The following is a 17,502-nucleotide window of genomic DNA, read 5'->3' as shown; positions in this document are numbered from 1 at the left end:
ACTGAGCTTATGAACATTAGCTATATTATATTAATTCCAGTTATTCCGTTAGTTGTTTTTTTACTTCTAGGGATCTTTAATAGAAAGATAAAACCTTCAGTTTCAGGTTATGTTGGTGTGTTTGGTTTGCTCGTTTCGGCTGTGTTGTCCTTTTATGCAGCATTTGAGTACTTTTTTGTGCTTGGAAAAGTGGATGGTGTTTTTCAAACTTTATCTGAAAAGATAGTTTGGATGAATTTTACAGATTCCCTTCACATCGATATGGGTATATTGGTCGACCCTATTTCAGTTATGATGCTGGTCGTTGTTTCCACGGTATCTCTTATGGTCCATATTTACAGTCGGGGGTACATGCATGGAGATGAGGGCTACACCAAGTTTTTTGCCTTTCTCTCCTTGTTTACATTCTCAATGTATGGTTTAGTTTTAGCAACAAATTTATTTCAGATTTATATATTTTGGGAATTGGTTGGTGTTTCATCCTATCTGTTGATAGGCTACTATTACACGAAGACATCAGCTATTGCAGCCGCCAAAAAAGCCTTCATTGTAACACGATTTGCCGACTTTGGATTTTTAATAGGTATTCTAATAATTGGTTACTATACTGGAACCTTTGATTTTGAGACCTTAAATAACCCTGAAGGAAGTGCTATTTTAAATTGGGCATCCTACTCCTTCATGGGATTGTCGGCTCTAACCTGGGCTCTCATATTGATCTTTATTGGTGGTGCAGGAAAGTCAGCTATGTTTCCCTTACATATTTGGTTGCCGGATGCTATGGAAGGGCCAACGCCGGTTTCGGCTTTGATTCATGCGGCTACCATGGTTGTCGCCGGTGTGTTTTTAGTGGCCAGATTGTTTCCTATGTACTATTTTGTGGATGATGGGTTTGTACTCCAGATAGTAGCCTATGTGGGTGCTTTCTCGGCATTATTTGCAGCTATAATTGCCATTACACAAACAGATATAAAGCGAGTTTTGGCTTTTTCCACCATGTCCCAGCTTGGATATATGATGTTAGGTCTCGGAGTTTCTGGATTTGAAGGTCATAGTGGCGTAGGCTACATGGCTTCCATGTTTCATTTGTTCACTCATGCCATGTTTAAGGCCTTGCTGTTCTTAGGTGCAGGTTCTGTAATTCATGCTGTACACAGTAACTTTTTAAAAGATATGGGAGGGTTGCGCAAGTATATGCCCATTACCAATATCACTTTTTTAATAGCAGCATTGGCCATTGCCGGGGTGCCACCATTGGCCGGTTTTTGGAGTAAAGATGAAATTTTGGTGGCTGCTTATGAACACAATAGGTTAATTTATTATATCGGCGTTTTTGTTGCCGGTCTAACCGCTTTTTATATGTTTAGGATTTACTTTGGCATATTTTGGGGTAAGGACAGACTTTACCATCATAAGCCCAAGGAATCTCCCTTATCCATGACCTTTCCATTATTAGTTCTGGCATTTTTAAGTATTACGGTAGGTTTTATCCCATTTAGTGAATTTGTGACCCCGGATAAAATGGGATTCACAGCTCATTTAAATTATCCGTTAGCGGCAATTGCATCAGCGGTGGGATTGATAGGTATTGCGACAGCCTGGGTTTTTTATAAAAAGGAGAATCAATTAGGGGATATATGGGCAAACAGGTTTGGTATGCTTTATAAATGGACCAGTAATAAGTTTTATTTTGATGAGATTTATATGTTCATTGCAAAAAAAATATTCTTTAAGAGGGTCTCTGAACCCTTTGCAAAATTTGACCGAAAGTATGTTGATGGCACCATGGTTGGTATAGGTAATACAACGGTGGCGACATCAAGAAAAATTAAAGGCTTACAATCCGGAAGAGTGCAAGATTATGCCTTTGCCTTTATAGGAGGTGCTGTGATCATTGGTTTGATTTTTATTTATTTATGGACATGATAACAATTTAATATGGATATTCTATCACTTTTTATTATTGTTCCAGTAGCTACCATTGTAGCATTGTTATTCAGTAAAAATTTAAGGCAGGCTCGAATTATAGCAATGTCGGGCAGCTTATTGCAGCTGGGCATGGCTATTAATCTCGTATTCGCCTATTTAAAAGAGCGGGCTGTGAGCGATGACATCATGGTTTTTACCAAGGATGTGGTTTGGTTTCAACCCTTTAATATCCATTATAGCATTGGGGTGGATGGTATTTCTGTTGCCTTGTTATTGCTAACTTCCATTGTTGTCCTGGCAGGTGTTTTTATATCATGGAAAATATTCGATTTACCAAAGGAATTTTTTATCTCTTTGATTGTACTCTCAATCGGTGTTTACGGGTTCTTTATATCCCTGGACCTGTTTACCATGTTTGTGTTTTTTGAAGTTGCAGTTATCCCCATGTATTTGTTGATCGGTATTTGGGGTTCTGGACCGAGGGAGTTTTCAGCTATGAAATTAACCTTGATGTTAATGGGAGCTTCAGCGGTTTTATTAATAGGGATTTTAGGTATTTATTTTAATTCTGGAGCGGATGGAGGCGTTCTGAGCTTTAATATTTTGGAAATAGCAAAGGCCAATATACCGATTGAAGCCCAACGCTTATTTTTCCCGCTTACCTTTGTGGGCTTTGCCGTAATTGGTGCATTGTTCCCCTTCCATACCTGGTCGCCCGATGGACATGCATCTGCTCCTACGGCCGTATCAATGTTACATGCAGGTGTGCTGATGAAATTAGGTGGTTATGGTGTATTTAGAGTAGCCATGTATCTGTTACCTGAAGGTGCTAAAGAATGGTCTTGGATTTTTATTATCCTTTCTGTTATTGGAGTTGTGTATGGTGCTTTTAGTGCGATAAAGCAAACAGATTTGAAGTATATCAATGCGTATTCTTCAGTAAGCCATTTGGGACTTGTGCTTTTTGCGCTCCTAATGTTAAATAAAACAGCATGGAACGGTGCCATAATTCAATCGTTATCGCATGGATTTATGACGGCACTATTTTTTGCTTTAATAGGAATGATTTATGAAAGAACGCACACAAGAAATATAACCGAGCTTGGAGGATTACTAAAAGTAATACCATTTATTTCAACAATATATGTCATCGCAGGACTGGCTTCTCTTGGTCTTCCCGGTTTTAGTGGATTTGTTGCTGAAATGAACATATTCGTTGGCGCATTTCAGGATGAGAGTTTATTCATTAGAATTGCTACAATTCTATCGGTAACGGTAATTGTTATTACAGCGGTATATATTTTAAGAGTGGTTGGGATAATGCTCATGGGCCCGGTGAGAAATGAGTCTTTTTTGAAATTGAATAAGGTCACGTGGTTCGAAAAATTGGGCATACTGTTATTGCTTCTCCCCATAGTTGGTATAGGTGTCGCACCACTTTGGATTAGTGATATGATTTTGGAAAGTTTACAGCCTTTTATACAAGGATTATTATAGGAACAATGAATATAACCAAAAATGGATTTAAGTAACATTTTATTAATGCGATTCGAGGTCATACTTTTAGTAGTTATTTTACTGCTGATAGTTGGTGAGATTTTTATTTCACAGGCTAAAAAAGATGCGGTGATTCATTTATCTATCTTTTTATTTGGCCTGCATACAGCCATAGGGTTTCTTAATCTGGAAGAGGGGCGATTGTTCGGGGGGATGTTCCATACGAATGCCATGATTGAATTGTTTAAAAACATTCTGAATATTGGTGTTTTAATTTTGTTATTGCAATCTGGAGATTGGGTAAAGGAAAAAATAATGAAGAATAGTAGGGGAACGGAATTTTTCATCCTTCTGTTTTCTTCTCTTTTAGGAATGTACTTTATGATTTCTTCCGGAGATTTTTTAATGTTTTATCTCGGATTGGAATTATCAACGCTTCCCGTGGCAGCTTTGGCGGCCTATGAGACCACCAAAAGGATTTCAAGTGAGTCAGGAATTAAACTGATACTTTCTGCAGCGATGGCCTCAGGAACGGCTCTTATGGGAATTTCATTTTTGTATGCCACAAGTGGTTCCATTTATTTCAATGATATCATTCTAACTGTTGGAGCGAATAATTTAACCCTTTTAGGATTTGTATTATTTATAGCCGGTCTTGCTTTTAAGATATCCTTAGTGCCATTTCATTTTTGGACGGCCGATGTATATGAAGGTGCCCCAATAGCAATAGCGTCGTATTTATCGGTCATATCAAAAGGAGCAGCTGTGTTTATTTTGATGATTTTATTATTTACTGTCTTTAAGCCCTTAATGGAAATTTGGGATAAATTGCTCTATGGTATTGCAGTTGCAACCATGTTCTTGGGCAATCTGTTTGCCCTTAGACAACAAAACATGAAACGATTTTTAGCCTACTCTTCAATTGCCCAGGCAGGATTTATTCTTTTAGGATTAATGATAGGAAATCAGTTGGGAGCTGCTACAGTTATGTATTTCGTCTTAATTTATATTTTCTCAAATTTGGCAGCTTTTGGTGTCGTACAAGCCATATCACTTCAAACAGGTAAGGAACTTATGGGCGACTATGAAGGACTTTACAGAACGAACCCCAACTTAAGTTTGATCATGATGCTTGCATTATTTTCCTTAGCAGGGATACCGCCTGTTGCAGGCTTTTTTGGAAAGTTCTTTTTATTTACTGCCGCCGCGAGTGAAGGATATTATTTTTTAGTGTTTTTGGCAGTGTTTAACGTTACTATTTCATTGTACTATTATTTATTGGTGGTACGCGCAATGTTTTTAAGAAAAAGTAATAATGCGATACCTTATTTTGAAAACAAAATTTATATGAGGCTCGGTCTGTTGATCGCAGTGATTGGTATTTTAGTGTTGGGGATCTATAGTCCCGTATATGAGTATATTTATGAATTAAGTGCAAACCTACAGTAGATTATGTCATTATCAGGAAAGCATATGTTTGGTAGTATTGGCGATACAAGGGTTACTTTCGTAGAAAAGGGAGTCACGGAGGACAGGAAAGAATTTCTAAAAAATCTGTTGGAATACAATGGCTTTGAAGTTCTGATTGACGAAGATAAAAGAAAATCAGAGGAAGATCCGCAGTTGTATACAGTGGGCGTTACCGATATGGTTTTTAACCCAACAATCTGGGTCTTTCAGCGTAAATTAGAAACTTTTGATGGGCGTAAAGTAACCAGAGGATATTGGAACCAGGAAACAGAAGACACCAAACCGCAATATTGGAATAACGGATCATCAACACCGAATCCTTAATCGGATTTATAATCCGATAATTTTTGCGGACCTTCAAGTAATATCCTTACAATTTGTAGCACACCATCTTCCGTGGTGTCTATTTGCCATTTAACTAATGAAATACTTCCGTTTTCAATTTCAATGCCCGTAATACATCTTGGATGCACACAACTGCCATCGTTAAAAAGTGGAATATCACCAGGTTGTGGAAACCGTGGTCTGTGCGTGTGTCCAATAATAGTTAAAAGATCATTTTTCTTGATTATCCACTTTTTTATTCTTCTCTCTATCTTTATCAATTCTTTGTAATTCTTAGCAGGACTTGTCGGGTCTGCAATGCCCATAACGTTAAGAGGTTTCCAAAGAATCCGAACTAAAAATCGACTCCATTTCCAAAACACAAAATTCCACCAATCTGCTTGGTGTCCATGTGTTAAAAAAAGGTTTTGCTTGGTTTTCCGATGATTTAAAATTATCGCTTCATGAAAGGTGATATTCTTAAAAAGATCGATTTCCTTTCCGGTTTTGGGATCGAAGTAGGTGGATAAGTGTTTCTCAACATAATTGGAATCGCGATAGACCATATCGTGATTCCCCCAAATGAGATGTAGTCGATTGACTTGATAGAATGATTTTAGGAGCAAATAGACATTCTTATGTGCCCTGAAAATGGCCTTAAATGATCTATTTTCCCATAGTTCATCGCCATCACCAATTTCTATGTACTGGAATCCTTCGGTATAATAGTGCTTCAACGCATGGTAATATATATTTCTGTTGTTAGCAAAATCGTCTGCAAAACTATCATCCCCCCTGTGACAATCACTAAACAATATAAATTTATCGTCATCATCAAAACTGATGATCTTGGCATGTCGATAGGCCTTGTCGAGCCTTTTATGAGATGAAAACATAAGTTGCTATTTAGCAAGTCTGGACCCTAAAGTTAATAAACGCATTGATGAATGCCTGGCATTTCTATCGATAATCCGTACACTTTCTTTTCTATGATTATAAGAACCACCGCGGAGAACTCTGGAATCAAATGCCCTTCCAAGAGTATCACAAGGATAAGGCGTTTTAAAATTAGTGCACCATTCCCAAATATTACCGCTCATATCATGAATACCTAGCGCATTAGGTTTTAGTTGTCCGACGCGTTGCACGGTGTATTTTGAATTCCCCTGAAACCATGCTACTTCCTCCACTATGTTACTACCGCTATACCTGTAGTTTTGACCATAATTCCCTCCCTTGGCGGCAAACTCCCATTCTTCTTCTGTTGGAAGCCTGTAATTTTCGGCATACTTTAAGTTTAAGGTATTAATAAATAATTGAATATCATCCCATGACACGAGACTTACAGGACATTCGTCACATTGGTTATTATCGTTAGAGTAAGCGCCCATAACTGCTTTCCAATCGGCTTGAGTCACTTCATATTTACCGATATAAAAATCCGAAACCGAAACGGAGTGTGGACATTCATCAGCAATTTGTAATGCCTGGTCTCCACCATCATTAATGGCATCTTCGCCTCCCATAATGTAACTGCCACCCTTAACGAAAACCATTTCAAAACCTGATTTTCCTTCTTTGAGCTGGTTATTCATTTTCTTCATGACACCTTTTTTCAAAGAGCCACTCATCATGATGCAAAGGGGAAGAATGAAGATTGATAATAAAACAAGGAAAGCCCTCATAAAAGCAGTTTGAAAATTGGATTAACTAAAATGTGTGAATATCTTATTGTACAATAGAATTTATTGGCTGGAATATAAGATCTAGCAATGGAGATCTTCACTGAAATAAAGATACGATTTTACTTTAATGAAGTAAAAAAGAATAATAGGGGTTATGCTCCATTCCTATGATTTGAGTTTATTAATGGCGTACGGAAGTATAAGCTCGACAAACCTACTGTAGGCTAACTTAGAAGGATGCAACCCGTCTAAGGCTACTAACTCTGGTTGGTCTAATCCCAATCGCGTTATAGCAGTAATGTTAACATAGGTTATTCCCTTTGATATACAATAATTTTCCGCGAAATTATTGTACTTATCAATAGCAGCTGAAATGTTCCTGTTTCCATTTCCATATGGCGTGTAAGCATAGTCCGGTATGGAAATAACAATGCAATTGTTTTTGTCTTTTTTCCCGAGATTGACTGCGGTATTTACAAGTTCTGGAAATTCAGTTTCGTAAAGTGAAAAAGCTTTGTTTTGATACTGATTGTTAACCCCGATCAAGAGCGTAACCAAGTCGTACGAATCTTCAGGGCTTTCATCTTCAATAGCATTAATTAAATTTGTTGTGGTCCATCCTGTAGCTGCAATTACCTTTAAATCAAAATTGTAATCTGTCCCAAAATGACTTTCCAGTTGTGCCTTCAATTGTTCAGGAAATCTACAACTTTCACAAACACTTGCTCCAATGGTATAACTGTCACCTAATGCTAAAATTTTGAATGCTGTTCGGGGTTCCTGGGTGTCATTGAGTTCTTCATTTAGGTTCATTACCTTATTTTCGGTCATTTGTTCTGCAGTACACCCAAAATATGTTAAGGCACAACATACCAGCATATAAATAATCTTTTTCATTTTGCTTTTTATGTAAAGATATAAATAATTATACCTTTTGACTACATAACATGAGTTCTCGAGGCCCTGTATATTCTACAATCTCGACTTTAAAAATTATTTAAAAGCATTCAGTCCGGTAATATCCAAACCTGTAATTAATAAATGGATATCATGTGTTCCCTCGTAGGTTATCACACTTTCAAGATTCATGGCGTGACGCATTATACTGTATTCACCGGTAATACCCATACCGCCTAAAATTTGTCTTGCCTCCCGGGCAATATGTATGGCCATATCAACGTTGTTTCGCTTGGCCATTGATATTTGGGCTGAGCTCGCTTTGTTCTGATTGCGTAAGACACCGAGTCGCCAGGTGAGCAATTGTGCCTTAGTAATTTCGGTAATCATTTCAGCGAGTTTTTTTTGCTGCAGCTGAAATTGTCCAATGGGTTTACCAAATTGTGTACGTTCTTTACTGTAACGCAAAGCAGTGTCATAACAATCCATTGCCGCACCAATAGCCCCCCATGCAATTCCATAGCGTGCAGAGTCCAGACATCCTAAAGGCGCCCCTAAACCTGATTTGTTAGGCAGTAAGTTTTCTTTTGGGACCTTGACATTGTCAAAGATAAGTTCACCTGTTGAAGAAGCTCTTAAAGACCATTTGTTATGGGTCTCAGGTGTTGAAAACCCTTCCATACCTCGTTCCACTATTAATCCATGTATGCGGCCTTCCTCATTTTTTGCCCAGACAATTGCAATGTGAGCAAAGGGTGCATTGCTAATCCACATTTTTGCACCGTTCAGCAAATAGAAATCCCCCTTGTCTTTGTAATTGGTAGTCATCCCGCCAGGGTTACTACCATGATCGGGTTCAGTTAAGCCAAAACAGCCCATCCATTCACCACTGGCCAATTTTGGCAAGTATTTTTGCCTCTGAGCATCAGTTCCATATTTCCAAATCGGATACATAACCAGTGATGATTGCACAGAAGCTGTACTGCGAATGCCGGAATCACCACGTTCAATTTCCTGCATAATGAGACCGTAAGAAATTTGATCGAGGCCTGCACCACCATATTCCATGGGGATATAAGGCCCGAATGCACCTATTTCTGCCAAGCCTCCTATGATGTGTGTCGGGAATTCAGCCCTTTGAGCATAATCTTCAATAATAGGTGATACCTCACGTTTTACCCATTCACGCGCTGCATCACGAACTAATTTATGTTCTTCAGTTAACAGTTCGTCTAGATTGTAATAATCAGGTGCTTCAAATAAGTCCGGTTTCATAAGGATAAAAATTTAATCAGTATACAGGCAAATTTATTTAAAATTAATAATTAAAACAGCCTTTTTTTACGAATAATAAAAGGTTCGAGCACTACATTTTCAGGTAGAATTCCTTTGTAAGATCTATGTACTCCCGGGAATATTCATGCCTTTGAATTTCGATTATTAATTCGGTTGCCTGTGTCTTACTTTTGCGAAATGAAAAGGCTATTAAACTTCGTATCGTTTTGGTGCTTTTTGTTCCTTTGACATGAACAATAGCATTTGGATAAAGTTTATGTTTTGAAGCATAATTAACAAATTGATCCTCGACCTGATATGGAATGATGACAGAAAAGACACCTTCTGGATGTAACAGTTTTGAAACACATGCCACTAATTGATCAAAGGGCAAAGCGTCTCGAAATCTGGCTATATTTCGTTGGTTGCTGTTCGTTTTATATTCCGCCGAAAAGAACGGAGGATTACAAACAATAAGACCATATTTTATCTTTTTTCCAACGGCATCCGTTGGGGGATCAGCGGTAAAATCAATGACTGAACTATGATAACAACACAGGCGATGGTTCCAATTAGAGTTTTCAAAATTTTCAACACACTGTTCATAGGCGTTTTCATCAATCTCTATGGCGTCAATTCGTTTGGCCTGAGTACGTTGTGCTAACATTAAACTTAGTATTCCTGTACCTGTGCCGATATCTAAAATAGAATGAAGCTCGTGCTTTATTGGTGTCCATGCCCCGAGCAGGACTGCATCTGTGCCAATTTTCATGGCACATCTATCTTGTTTAACGCGAAAACGTTTAAAAACAAAGGGTTTTTGAGACATTTTTAGTTATAGGAAGGGCGTTTTTTGATGGCTAAATGTATAAAGAATATAAAAGTTTCTTCAGGTAAATGTTAAAAACCTGTAAATAAACTCTGTTAAAATTTATACTTACAGCCTTTGTTTTTAGTTATATTTACGCAATTAGAGTATAAAGTAGGATTGAGGATATGAAAATCTCAGAACAGGTTATTACGAAAATTAATAATGTATTGATGATGAATTATGAGGCTGAAAAGATCTATTCGGATGCTTCGGACCTGGTCATGGATGATGATTTAAAGACTTTTTTTAGAGAACAAAGCTTTGAAAGAAATGATTTTATCAGAGCACTTAAAAAGGAAATTACCAAGCTTGGTGAAGAACCACAAGATTTCGATCGATTGAATAGACTCAGCAGCAGATACCATATGATATGGAAAAATGTCAGACCACTCTTAAAAGAGGGTGCTGAGCGTGAATTACTCGATCAGGTTTGCAATGTTAAGCAGTGGAGTATAGACAATTACAATAGTTTATTGCAAGAAATTAATCTGAGTTTATCTCTCTGCAAATTATTGGTGGGTCAGCGTGATAAACTTCATGTGACTATGAATACCATTAAAGCCAACAGAGCGCTTACGGTATCCAGATTAAAGGTATAGATTTATTAATCCTTCAGGAGTCTCAACCAAAATAGTTCTAGTTACTCTATCTACGTTTAGGATAAATTCATCGTTCATTGGAATTAAGACTTCCTTCCCTTTATGTTGTATTTCGAACAGTGCCTGGGCTGTACTGTCATTAATCGATGTTATAATACCTACATCACCATAATTCTTATCCTTAACGGTAAAACCGATTACTTCGTGATAATAGAATTTATTACCCTCTAATTTTGGAAGTAAATTAAGGGGTAGATAAAGGTCACTTTTTAAAATAGCCTCTGCATCGGCTTCGTTATCTACATCTTCAAATTTTATGCGAAGCAATTCGGATTTATGTAATTGTGAATGTTCTATAAAAAAGGGGATCAGGTTATTTCTAAGATCTACAAAAATAGCATCCAGATGTTCATAAAGCTCAGGTTGATCGGTGTCAAGTTTTACCAAAACTTCACCCTTAAAACTATATTTTTTAATTATTCGGCCTAAATAAAAGCAATCGTCTTTTTTCATATTACAACTATTCGAACACGGTCGGGAACAGTTCAGGAGTTAAATGAGTCATCGAATCGATGATTTCGATATTTCAAAATAAAAAACTCCGATAAGACTATCGGAGTTTAAAAGTATAAAAAATAACTTTTTTATTCTTCTTCTTTTGTTGTTTCTGCTTCAGCCGCAGGAGTATCGTCCTCCGCAACTTCTTCTTCAACAACAGGCGCGGCAGCAGCAATTCGCGCTTCATTAACTGCTTTTTCGGCGGCAAGAGCTTCAGCCTTTAATTTTGCTTCTGCTTTTGATAAACCATCAGCTTTAGCTTGAATTTTTGCAGCTTTTTCTTCTAACCAGGCATTAAATTTTTCTTCGGCCTGTTCTTCCGTTAAAGCCCCTTTTTTAATACCGCCAGCAAGATGATTTTTCAATAATGCCCCCTTGTAAGATAAAATAGCTTTCGCTGTATCCGTAGGCTGAGCACCATTTTGTAACCATTTTACGGCATCATCAACACTCAAATCGATGGTTGCCGGATTGGTGTTGGGATTATAAGTACCTAATTTCTCCAGGTATTTACCATCTCTTTTTGCTCGTGCATCTGCTGCAACGATCCAGTAAAAAGGTTTTCCTTTTTTACCGTGTCTTTGTAATCTAATTTTTACTGACATAATAATTAATTAGTTGAGGTTCACGACCCCGGGTTATTAATAAGGCCGCAAAGATACTATATTTTTTTCATTATTAAATGTTTTTTCGGTTCGAAAAAACAATATAACTTAAAACAGCAGACAGGCAGGCGATGGCACTTCTACTTCATGCAAAAAAGTGAGTCTACCATTGTATTTGTCTATTTTAAATACAGTAATATTATGACTTCTCTGGTTGGCAACCAACAGAAAATTACCTGATGGATCTATTGTAAAATTTCTTGGCCAATCCCCGTGTACACTTATATTTTGAATTTTTTCAAGTGTTCCGTCATTGTTGTTACGTTTAAATACAACAATTGAATTTTCACCGCGATTCGATCCGTAAATAAATTTCTCATCTTTCGACAAGTGAATATCGGCACAGAAGCTATCGCCTTTAAAATCTTTAGACAGAGTTGAAACTGTTTCAATGAATTTAAACCCTTCGTCAGTTCTTTTGGCTGTAGTAATCGTACTTGACAGTTCGTTTATAATGTATATGAAATTATTGTCATTTGTAAATGTGAAATGTCTGGGACCGGAATTAGGAGCCATATTTACAATAGATGAATCTCTGAGCACGTACTTCCTGTTTCGCAGCTCATAATCATAAACTGCGTTTTTCCCTAAATCAGCAACGTATAAATGATCTTCTATAAATTCTGCGGAGTGCACATGAGAGCTAATAGAGTCGGTCTGATGCTCCACAACTTGAAAGGCCTCATCGATTTCACCATTGTCTTTAATTGAGAATAGTGCAAAATTTCCTCCACCATAATTAGAAACAACCGCTTTATCACCCGTTTCGTTTAAGGCGATATGGCAGGGACTGTTACCATGACTCGAGACTTTGCTTAGAAAAGAAAGTTCGCTATCCTCAACCTTAAAGGAAGAAACGGTTGGAGTTTCTCCTTCATTTACCGCAAAGAGGAATTTTCGGTTTGGGGCAAATGTCAAAAAAGAGGGATTATCAGTTTTAGCCACTAAATAGTTGTGCGTAAGTTCTCCGGTTTTGGTATTGAACTCAAAGCTGTAAATTCCTTCACTTTCGCCCTGGGTATAGGTTCCAACATAGAGCGGAGTGGTTTTGTCGTCACAACTCAGGTAAAAAAAGGAAATAAGAAAAATTAAAAAAGGCCAGATTCTCATGGGTAGTTGTTTTAGAGTTCTAATTTATGATAAATTAAGATAATTCATTGCATTTCTGTTAAGATCTGCTTTAATAGAAAAAGTAAGTTAACAGAATTGACTGGCATTCAATCTATCTATATGTTATTAAAACAGAAAAACGCTATTAAGGATACTATAAAGGCTGAAAGAGTCCATGAGGAACTGGTGTCATAGATTTTTAACTTATAATAGAAAAAGAGCAACACGAAATGTTGCTCTTTTTTTTGTATTAATCAAATGTTAACGATCTTCCAATTCAAACTGGTTATCCATACGGCGTTTGTTATAACTTGCCGTGAAAATAAGCATGAATAGTAATGCAATGACCAACCATATCCAAATTGGAAGAACGGGTTATAAAAAAAGACTTTGATGTTAGGATAAAATTATTTCTCTTATTAAGGTTTTGAATCAATGATTCCGATTTTATTTATTTTAAAGAGTATATAGATGATATAAAAAATAATAAACCAAATAGAAAAAATTAAAGCACTAATAATGATGATAAGCGGGATTGGAGCATTCGCTGCCGCGGCCCATAGCGATCGTTTCTCGTCTATATGATCTGGTGAAGGCGATGGAACACCCCATTTTTTGACAGTTTCAATAGTCTGATCATTATAAAGATCAGAATCCATTAATTTAACTAAAATCGTAACATTTCCTTCAGAATCACCGGGAAGATCAGCTGGAAACTCAACTTCAACAACCCCGGTTTCATCTGTAGAATTAAAAAAATCACCAATTGGTAAATTACTGAAGGATCTTTTGATATAAAAATATAATTCAAGGTCTTCAATAGGTTCGTTACTTATGTTGGTTGCTGTGGCTACTATTATTTTAGATCTGTCATCTTCATTAAAAGATAAGGCTATTTTTGCCTCTTCCTTGATTTCATCGTCTTGTCCGCACACTATATTAGCGTTAAATATCATAATAAAAACCAAACATGATATTTTCAAACCCCAGGCACTATGAAGAATTTTAGTTTTCATATTTTAAAAATTTAGAATTGGGTGACGTTTTGAGACATGCTCGTGCTTTTTTATCGGTATTACTGGAAATAGCTTTATAAGGACCGTAATAATTAATAAAAACCAGGCAAATGAAGCAAGGGTTATGGCCCATTCTTCCCATGTCGGATCGTAATGTAAATAGGATTCATCAACACCTTGAATTGGTAAATAGGGATGCTGAAGTGATGGAATGACGATCAAAAACCGTTTAAACCATGCCCCTAAAATTATAAAAGTTGAAATTATAAAGATGGGGAACGACCGACGCATGCCTTTAAATAGCAAGAATACAATAGGTAATACAAGACCGCCTAATTGAACAAACCAATACATTGGTGCATATTTACCAACAAATAACTCAATAATATGTTCTCCTTCAACACCAACCATCTTAAATGCAGGACCCAAATATTCGTTAATGTTGAAGTAGAGGTATACCAATGATAATAGAACCAGTAATTTGCCCATTTTATCAAAATGAGCTTCTGTAATATAAGCCTTAAGATGAAGCGACTTCCGTATAAAGTACATGGCAATAATTATTGCCGCTGCACCGGCCATAAAAGCCCCAGAGACAAAGTATGGGCCTAAATTGGTGCTGTCCCATCCTGGTCGCCAGGTGGTTGCAAAAAGCCATGAAGTTACCGTGTGTATTGCAAATGCTACCGGGAGTACAGAGATGGCTAAAATTTTAGTCACCTTTTGAAGCATGGCTAGTTGATTAGGGTGGTTTCGCCAGTTAATGGCCAAAATTCTGTATAATTTCTTTTTCCATTTAGGAATTACCGTTAATCGATCCCGACAGAGGGCAAGATCCGGGAGCAACGAGGAATAAAGTAATATTAAACTAATGACCAGATAGGTAGAGATAATAATCACATCCCATATAATTGGCGACTGAATTCTTAAATATTTAATTACATAAAAGAACCGGTCCGGTCTTCCCATATCCACAATGATAATGACAATGGCACATATAATAGCGGATACAGCAATAATTTCAGAAATCCGTGTCAGTGGTTTAGACCATTCATTCTTATTTAGCTTTAGAATGGAACTAAAGAGAGATCCCACGAGACTAATGGCAACGAAGAATACAAAATTCGATATGTAAATGCCCCATGATGTATAATCTCGCATCGCCGTGACAATCAATCCGTATTTTAACTGTCTGTAATAACCATACATCCCTATTGCTATAACAAGAACTAAAAAAGCTATCCATAGCTTATAACGCCATGAGGTCTTTAAAATATGTCTTAAAAGGTCCTTTTCTCTCCTGTCTTTAAACTCTTGCTGATGTTTGACATGTGTATTCATGATGTGCTGTTTTCAGAATTTTCTTTTTCAAACGGGAAGAGTCGATCTACAGGTGGTAAATAATAAACACGAGGTTTTGTTCCAAGTTCTTCCATATACCTGTAACCTGCTTTATCTTTTAAAAGGGTACTTAATCTGACGGTTTCTTCACCGTTGGTTACGGCGTCTTCAAGTTCATTTCCAAAATAGATTACACCATTAGGACAGGCAGTAATGCAATGCGGCAGTTTGTCCTGGCGAAGCATATCCGGACAAAAATCACATTTCGCTACCGTGCCCTGTTTGCTCGGAAGACTTGTCTCAGGAGAATAGGGGATATCTAATTTGCCTTCCGGAGGGTTGCCCCAATTGAATACCCTTGCAGAATAGGGACAGGCAGCCATGCAGAAGCGACAGCCTATGCAGCGTTCGTTGTCTATTAGTACAATCCCATCTGTGCGTTTGTAGGTAGCACCAACGGGACAAACTTTTACGCATGGCGGGTTGTCACACTGAAAGCATTTTTTAGGCATCCAATAAGGGGAGGATTTTTCATTGTCTTTCATTTCGAGAACCTTTATATAGGGTCTTTCAGGAGTGAGGTTGTGATGCTTATCACAGGCATGAATACATTTTCTGGCATTCTTGCATTTGCTCAGGTCTACAACCATTACATATTTTTTGCCCGGAATGCCTTGACGTGCTTCTTCAGGAGGTGCACCATGCTGCAAATGTTCCATGGCTTCAATTTCAGAATTTGGCACTTGAACAAGTTTACCCTCAGGTGTTAATAAGGTGGTTTTTTCTGTTGATTCATCCTTACAGGAGGAAAGTGAATTAAATGCCAGCCCTGTTGCGGCAAGAATACTTCCGGAGGAGAGTTTTTTTAAAAATCCTCTCCTTGAATCAGATCTTAGTTTATTGTCTTCCATAATTACTTTTTGAATTAAACCAACAATCTTCACGAAGACTAAATATAGCATGTAAAACCCTGAAATTTGATGACTTATGTCATGTTTGGCATATTTGGTAAATGATAAAAATGTGATATCAACTGCTTTGAATTCTGTGAAAATAAAAAAACCGAACGACAGGTTCGGTTTTTTAAAATGGAAGCAAAAAAATTATTCGGCTAGTGTTCGCATATAATTAACGATTAGCCATCTGTCCTCGTCCTCAGGAATTTTTTTTGTGTATTCCGGCATATCATCTTTTCCAAAGGATGTTTTATAGAAAAGTACGCCATCCGTTTGCTCCTGGAATTCTTCACTGGAAAAATCTCCTAAGTCTCCATCCATTTCAGCAGCTTTAGGGCCATCACCATAGCCTTCCTTGCCATGACATGATTTACAATGCTTACTGTATAGGGCTTTTCCTATGGCCAGATCTTCATCAGGATTCGTCGGATTTTCCATATTTACATATTTTTCGGGTATATTCCAGCCATCCTGAAATACTGATGTAAATGAATATAAACTCAGTATTAAAATTCCTATAAATGTTAATGTTTTCAATACTTTCATGATAATATAATTAAGATTTAGATATTTTGAATAAGTTATAAAATAAAAATAGAATAAAACCCCATATTCCAAAAATTATTAAGTTCGGAAATATTAACAAAAATAACGGTGTTTTATTTCGCGGCGACCACATAGTTCTCTTATCAAAGGTCGATTCCTCAACTATGGGAGTACCATATGGCGCTTTAACTAAGGCCTTAACTGTACCATAGGAATCACTATCGCTTAATGTCACTTCAATCATCAAATTTCCATTAATTCCTGGAATGTCATTATCTACAGCTACAATAATCGATCCATTTTCATCGGTCATGTTAAATTCTTTTCCAATTTTTAAAGGTCTAAACAATCGTTGAACCTGAACATTAAGCAATTTGTCACTTAAAACACTGTCTGTTATTGTTTCTTTAAGAATGGCACTAACATAATTGATGCTGTCTTTGGTTGTTAAATTTGTTTCAATACTGGCGTCTTTGAAGCTAACGCTTTTAGAAGCCTTTTTATAGGTGTCATTTCCTTTAAACTTCACAACGAAATTATAAGTGCCAGTAGAGTCTGATGCAATGGTATTAAAATTTTTCAAAATAAATTTACATTCACCATTCCTGTCAGTTGTGGTCGAACCTAATTCGATATTCTCATCGTCAATTTCGTTGTAAACGGTTAAATCGATGTCGGAGACATCAATATTTTCACGATTCACCCTCGAAAACGCTTTTATATTAAAATAAGATATACTGTCCATAATTTTAATATAGTCTAC

18 protein-coding genes are annotated in these 17,502 nt (G+C 37.0%); 5 read left to right on the top strand and 13 right to left on the bottom strand.

Going from position 1 to position 17,502, the window contains the following annotated elements:
* Positions 1-9 precede the first annotated feature (9 nt).
* Genes nuoL through MR041_RS02610 form a run of 4 tightly spaced genes read left to right on the top strand, consistent with a single transcriptional unit; the run spans position 10 to position 5,220 of the window.
* Entirely contained in the window at positions 10-1,926 is a 1,917-nt protein-coding gene (nuoL, locus tag MR041_RS02625; RefSeq protein ID WP_242092028.1) for an NADH-quinone oxidoreductase subunit L, read from the top strand.
* Between the two features lie 12 nt (positions 1,927-1,938).
* Positions 1,939-3,426, top strand: a complete 1,488-nt coding sequence (locus tag MR041_RS02620; RefSeq protein WP_242092027.1) for a complex I subunit 4 family protein — start codon at positions 1,939-1,941, stop codon at positions 3,424-3,426.
* A gap of 21 nt (positions 3,427-3,447) precedes the next feature.
* Positions 3,448-4,875, top strand: coding sequence for an NADH-quinone oxidoreductase subunit N (locus tag MR041_RS02615; RefSeq protein WP_242092026.1), 1,428 nt, complete (start codon positions 3,448-3,450; stop codon positions 4,873-4,875).
* Positions 4,876-4,878: 3 nt separating this feature from the next.
* The gene (locus tag MR041_RS02610; RefSeq protein WP_242092025.1) at positions 4,879-5,220 is read left to right on the top strand and encodes a hypothetical protein; all 342 of its coding nucleotides are present in this window, start codon (positions 4,879-4,881) and stop codon (positions 5,218-5,220) included.
* Here the strand turns inward: MR041_RS02610 and MR041_RS02605 are convergent.
* The 5 genes from MR041_RS02605 to MR041_RS02585 all read right to left on the bottom strand — a co-directional run bounded on the left by MR041_RS02605 (position 5,217) and on the right by MR041_RS02585 (position 9,849).
* Positions 5,217-6,116: a metallophosphoesterase family protein gene (locus tag MR041_RS02605; protein ID WP_242092024.1), complete on the bottom strand. Its 900-nt coding sequence runs from the start codon at positions 6,114-6,116 to the stop codon at positions 5,217-5,219. The two genes, MR041_RS02610 and MR041_RS02605, sit on opposite strands and share 4 nt — an antisense overlap.
* A 6-nt stretch (positions 6,117-6,122) precedes the next feature.
* Complete coding sequence (locus MR041_RS02600; RefSeq protein ID WP_242092023.1) at positions 6,123-6,824, bottom strand: formylglycine-generating enzyme family protein; 702 nt, start codon at positions 6,822-6,824, stop codon at positions 6,123-6,125.
* Between the two features lie 246 nt (positions 6,825-7,070).
* Positions 7,071-7,802 (bottom strand): SGNH/GDSL hydrolase family protein, encoded by a 732-nt coding sequence (locus MR041_RS02595; RefSeq protein ID WP_242092022.1) that lies wholly within the window; start codon positions 7,800-7,802, stop codon positions 7,071-7,073.
* A gap of 96 nt (positions 7,803-7,898) precedes the next feature.
* Positions 7,899-9,077, bottom strand: a complete 1,179-nt coding sequence (locus MR041_RS02590; protein ID WP_242092021.1) for an acyl-CoA dehydrogenase family protein — start codon at positions 9,075-9,077, stop codon at positions 7,899-7,901.
* A 91-nt stretch (positions 9,078-9,168) separates the two neighbouring features.
* The gene (locus MR041_RS02585) at positions 9,169-9,849 is read right to left on the bottom strand and encodes a tRNA1(Val) (adenine(37)-N6)-methyltransferase (RefSeq protein WP_242092020.1); all 681 of its coding nucleotides are present in this window, start codon (positions 9,847-9,849) and stop codon (positions 9,169-9,171) included.
* A 224-nt stretch (positions 9,850-10,073) separates the two neighbouring features.
* Between MR041_RS02585 and MR041_RS02580 the strand changes: the two genes are divergently transcribed.
* Positions 10,074-10,547 carry a DUF2383 domain-containing protein gene (locus MR041_RS02580; RefSeq protein ID WP_242092019.1) on the top strand — a complete coding sequence of 158 codons (474 nt, stop codon included), beginning with the start codon at positions 10,074-10,076 and terminating at the stop codon, positions 10,545-10,547.
* On the opposite strand, the gene rimM is transcribed toward MR041_RS02580, so the two are convergent.
* From rimM to MR041_RS02540, 8 genes are all read right to left on the bottom strand, one after another.
* Positions 10,536-11,060, bottom strand: coding sequence for a ribosome maturation factor RimM (rimM, locus tag MR041_RS02575; RefSeq protein WP_242092018.1), 525 nt, complete (start codon positions 11,058-11,060; stop codon positions 10,536-10,538). The genes MR041_RS02580 and rimM overlap by 12 nt on opposite strands.
* Before the next feature lie 131 nt (positions 11,061-11,191).
* A complete protein-coding gene (locus tag MR041_RS02570) occupies positions 11,192-11,710 on the bottom strand; it encodes a 30S ribosomal protein S16 (protein WP_242092017.1) in 519 nt (172 codons plus the stop codon).
* Between the two features lie 108 nt (positions 11,711-11,818).
* Positions 11,819-12,880 carry a lactonase family protein gene (locus MR041_RS02565; protein WP_242092016.1) on the bottom strand — a complete coding sequence of 354 codons (1,062 nt, stop codon included), beginning with the start codon at positions 12,878-12,880 and terminating at the stop codon, positions 11,819-11,821.
* Positions 12,881-13,299: 419 nt separating this feature from the next.
* A complete protein-coding gene (locus MR041_RS02560; protein ID WP_242092015.1) occupies positions 13,300-13,896 on the bottom strand; it encodes a hypothetical protein in 597 nt (198 codons plus the stop codon).
* A 3-nt stretch (positions 13,897-13,899) separates the two neighbouring features.
* Positions 13,900-15,237, bottom strand: coding sequence for an NrfD/PsrC family molybdoenzyme membrane anchor subunit (gene nrfD / locus MR041_RS02555; RefSeq protein ID WP_242092014.1), 1,338 nt, complete (start codon positions 15,235-15,237; stop codon positions 13,900-13,902).
* Positions 15,234-16,148 (bottom strand): 4Fe-4S dicluster domain-containing protein, encoded by a 915-nt coding sequence (locus MR041_RS02550; protein WP_242092013.1) that lies wholly within the window; start codon positions 16,146-16,148, stop codon positions 15,234-15,236. The genes nrfD and MR041_RS02550 overlap by 4 nt, the downstream gene beginning before the upstream one ends.
* Before the next feature lie 192 nt (positions 16,149-16,340).
* Positions 16,341-16,739 (bottom strand): c-type cytochrome, encoded by a 399-nt coding sequence (locus MR041_RS02545; RefSeq protein ID WP_242092012.1) that lies wholly within the window; start codon positions 16,737-16,739, stop codon positions 16,341-16,343.
* A 10-nt stretch (positions 16,740-16,749) separates the two neighbouring features.
* On the bottom strand, positions 16,750-17,484 hold the full coding sequence (locus MR041_RS02540; protein WP_242092011.1) for a hypothetical protein: 735 nt from the start codon (positions 17,482-17,484) through the stop codon (positions 16,750-16,752).
* Positions 17,485-17,502: the final 18 nt, after the last annotated feature.

The sequence above is a fragment of the Aestuariivivens sediminicola genome, assembly GCF_022662015.1.
In the GTDB taxonomy this organism is placed as follows: domain Bacteria; phylum Bacteroidota; class Bacteroidia; order Flavobacteriales; family Flavobacteriaceae; genus Aestuariivivens; species Aestuariivivens sediminicola.
The sequence above is the reverse complement of the archived record's forward strand: the minus strand, read 5'-3'. Positions and strand labels throughout refer to the sequence as shown.

What these genes read in the sequence shown, in the direction of transcription:
- MR041_RS02550 (WP_242092013.1), bottom strand. Translation starts at nt 16,148, where the DNA reads ATGGAAGACAATAAACTAAGATCTGATTCAAGGAGAGGATTTTTAAAA.
- MR041_RS02565 (WP_242092016.1), bottom strand. Translation starts at nt 12,880, where the DNA reads ATGAGAATCTGGCCTTTTTTAATTTTTCTTATTTCCTTTTTTTACCTG.
- MR041_RS02560 (WP_242092015.1), bottom strand. Translation starts at nt 13,896, where the DNA reads ATGAAAACTAAAATTCTTCATAGTGCCTGGGGTTTGAAAATATCATGT.
- MR041_RS02585 (WP_242092020.1), bottom strand. Translation starts at nt 9,849, where the DNA reads ATGAAAATTGGCACAGATGCAGTCCTGCTCGGGGCATGGACACCAATA.
- MR041_RS02615 (WP_242092026.1), top strand. Translation starts at nt 3,448, where the DNA reads ATGGATTTAAGTAACATTTTATTAATGCGATTCGAGGTCATACTTTTA.
- MR041_RS02545 (WP_242092012.1), bottom strand. Translation starts at nt 16,739, where the DNA reads ATGAAAGTATTGAAAACATTAACATTTATAGGAATTTTAATACTGAGT.
- rimM (WP_242092018.1), bottom strand. Translation starts at nt 11,060, where the DNA reads ATGAAAAAAGACGATTGCTTTTATTTAGGCCGAATAATTAAAAAATAT.
- MR041_RS02620 (WP_242092027.1), top strand. Translation starts at nt 1,939, where the DNA reads ATGGATATTCTATCACTTTTTATTATTGTTCCAGTAGCTACCATTGTA.
- nuoL (WP_242092028.1), top strand. Translation starts at nt 10, where the DNA reads ATGAACATTAGCTATATTATATTAATTCCAGTTATTCCGTTAGTTGTT.
- MR041_RS02610 (WP_242092025.1), top strand. Translation starts at nt 4,879, where the DNA reads ATGTCATTATCAGGAAAGCATATGTTTGGTAGTATTGGCGATACAAGG.
- MR041_RS02605 (WP_242092024.1), bottom strand. Translation starts at nt 6,116, where the DNA reads ATGTTTTCATCTCATAAAAGGCTCGACAAGGCCTATCGACATGCCAAG.
- MR041_RS02595 (WP_242092022.1), bottom strand. Translation starts at nt 7,802, where the DNA reads ATGAAAAAGATTATTTATATGCTGGTATGTTGTGCCTTAACATATTTT.
- MR041_RS02580 (WP_242092019.1), top strand. Translation starts at nt 10,074, where the DNA reads ATGAAAATCTCAGAACAGGTTATTACGAAAATTAATAATGTATTGATG.
- MR041_RS02540 (WP_242092011.1), bottom strand. Translation starts at nt 17,484, where the DNA reads ATGGACAGTATATCTTATTTTAATATAAAAGCGTTTTCGAGGGTGAAT.
- nrfD (WP_242092014.1), bottom strand. Translation starts at nt 15,237, where the DNA reads ATGAATACACATGTCAAACATCAGCAAGAGTTTAAAGACAGGAGAGAA.
- MR041_RS02590 (WP_242092021.1), bottom strand. Translation starts at nt 9,077, where the DNA reads ATGAAACCGGACTTATTTGAAGCACCTGATTATTACAATCTAGACGAA.
- MR041_RS02600 (WP_242092023.1), bottom strand. Translation starts at nt 6,824, where the DNA reads ATGAAGAAAATGAATAACCAGCTCAAAGAAGGAAAATCAGGTTTTGAA.
- MR041_RS02570 (WP_242092017.1), bottom strand. Translation starts at nt 11,710, where the DNA reads ATGTCAGTAAAAATTAGATTACAAAGACACGGTAAAAAAGGAAAACCT.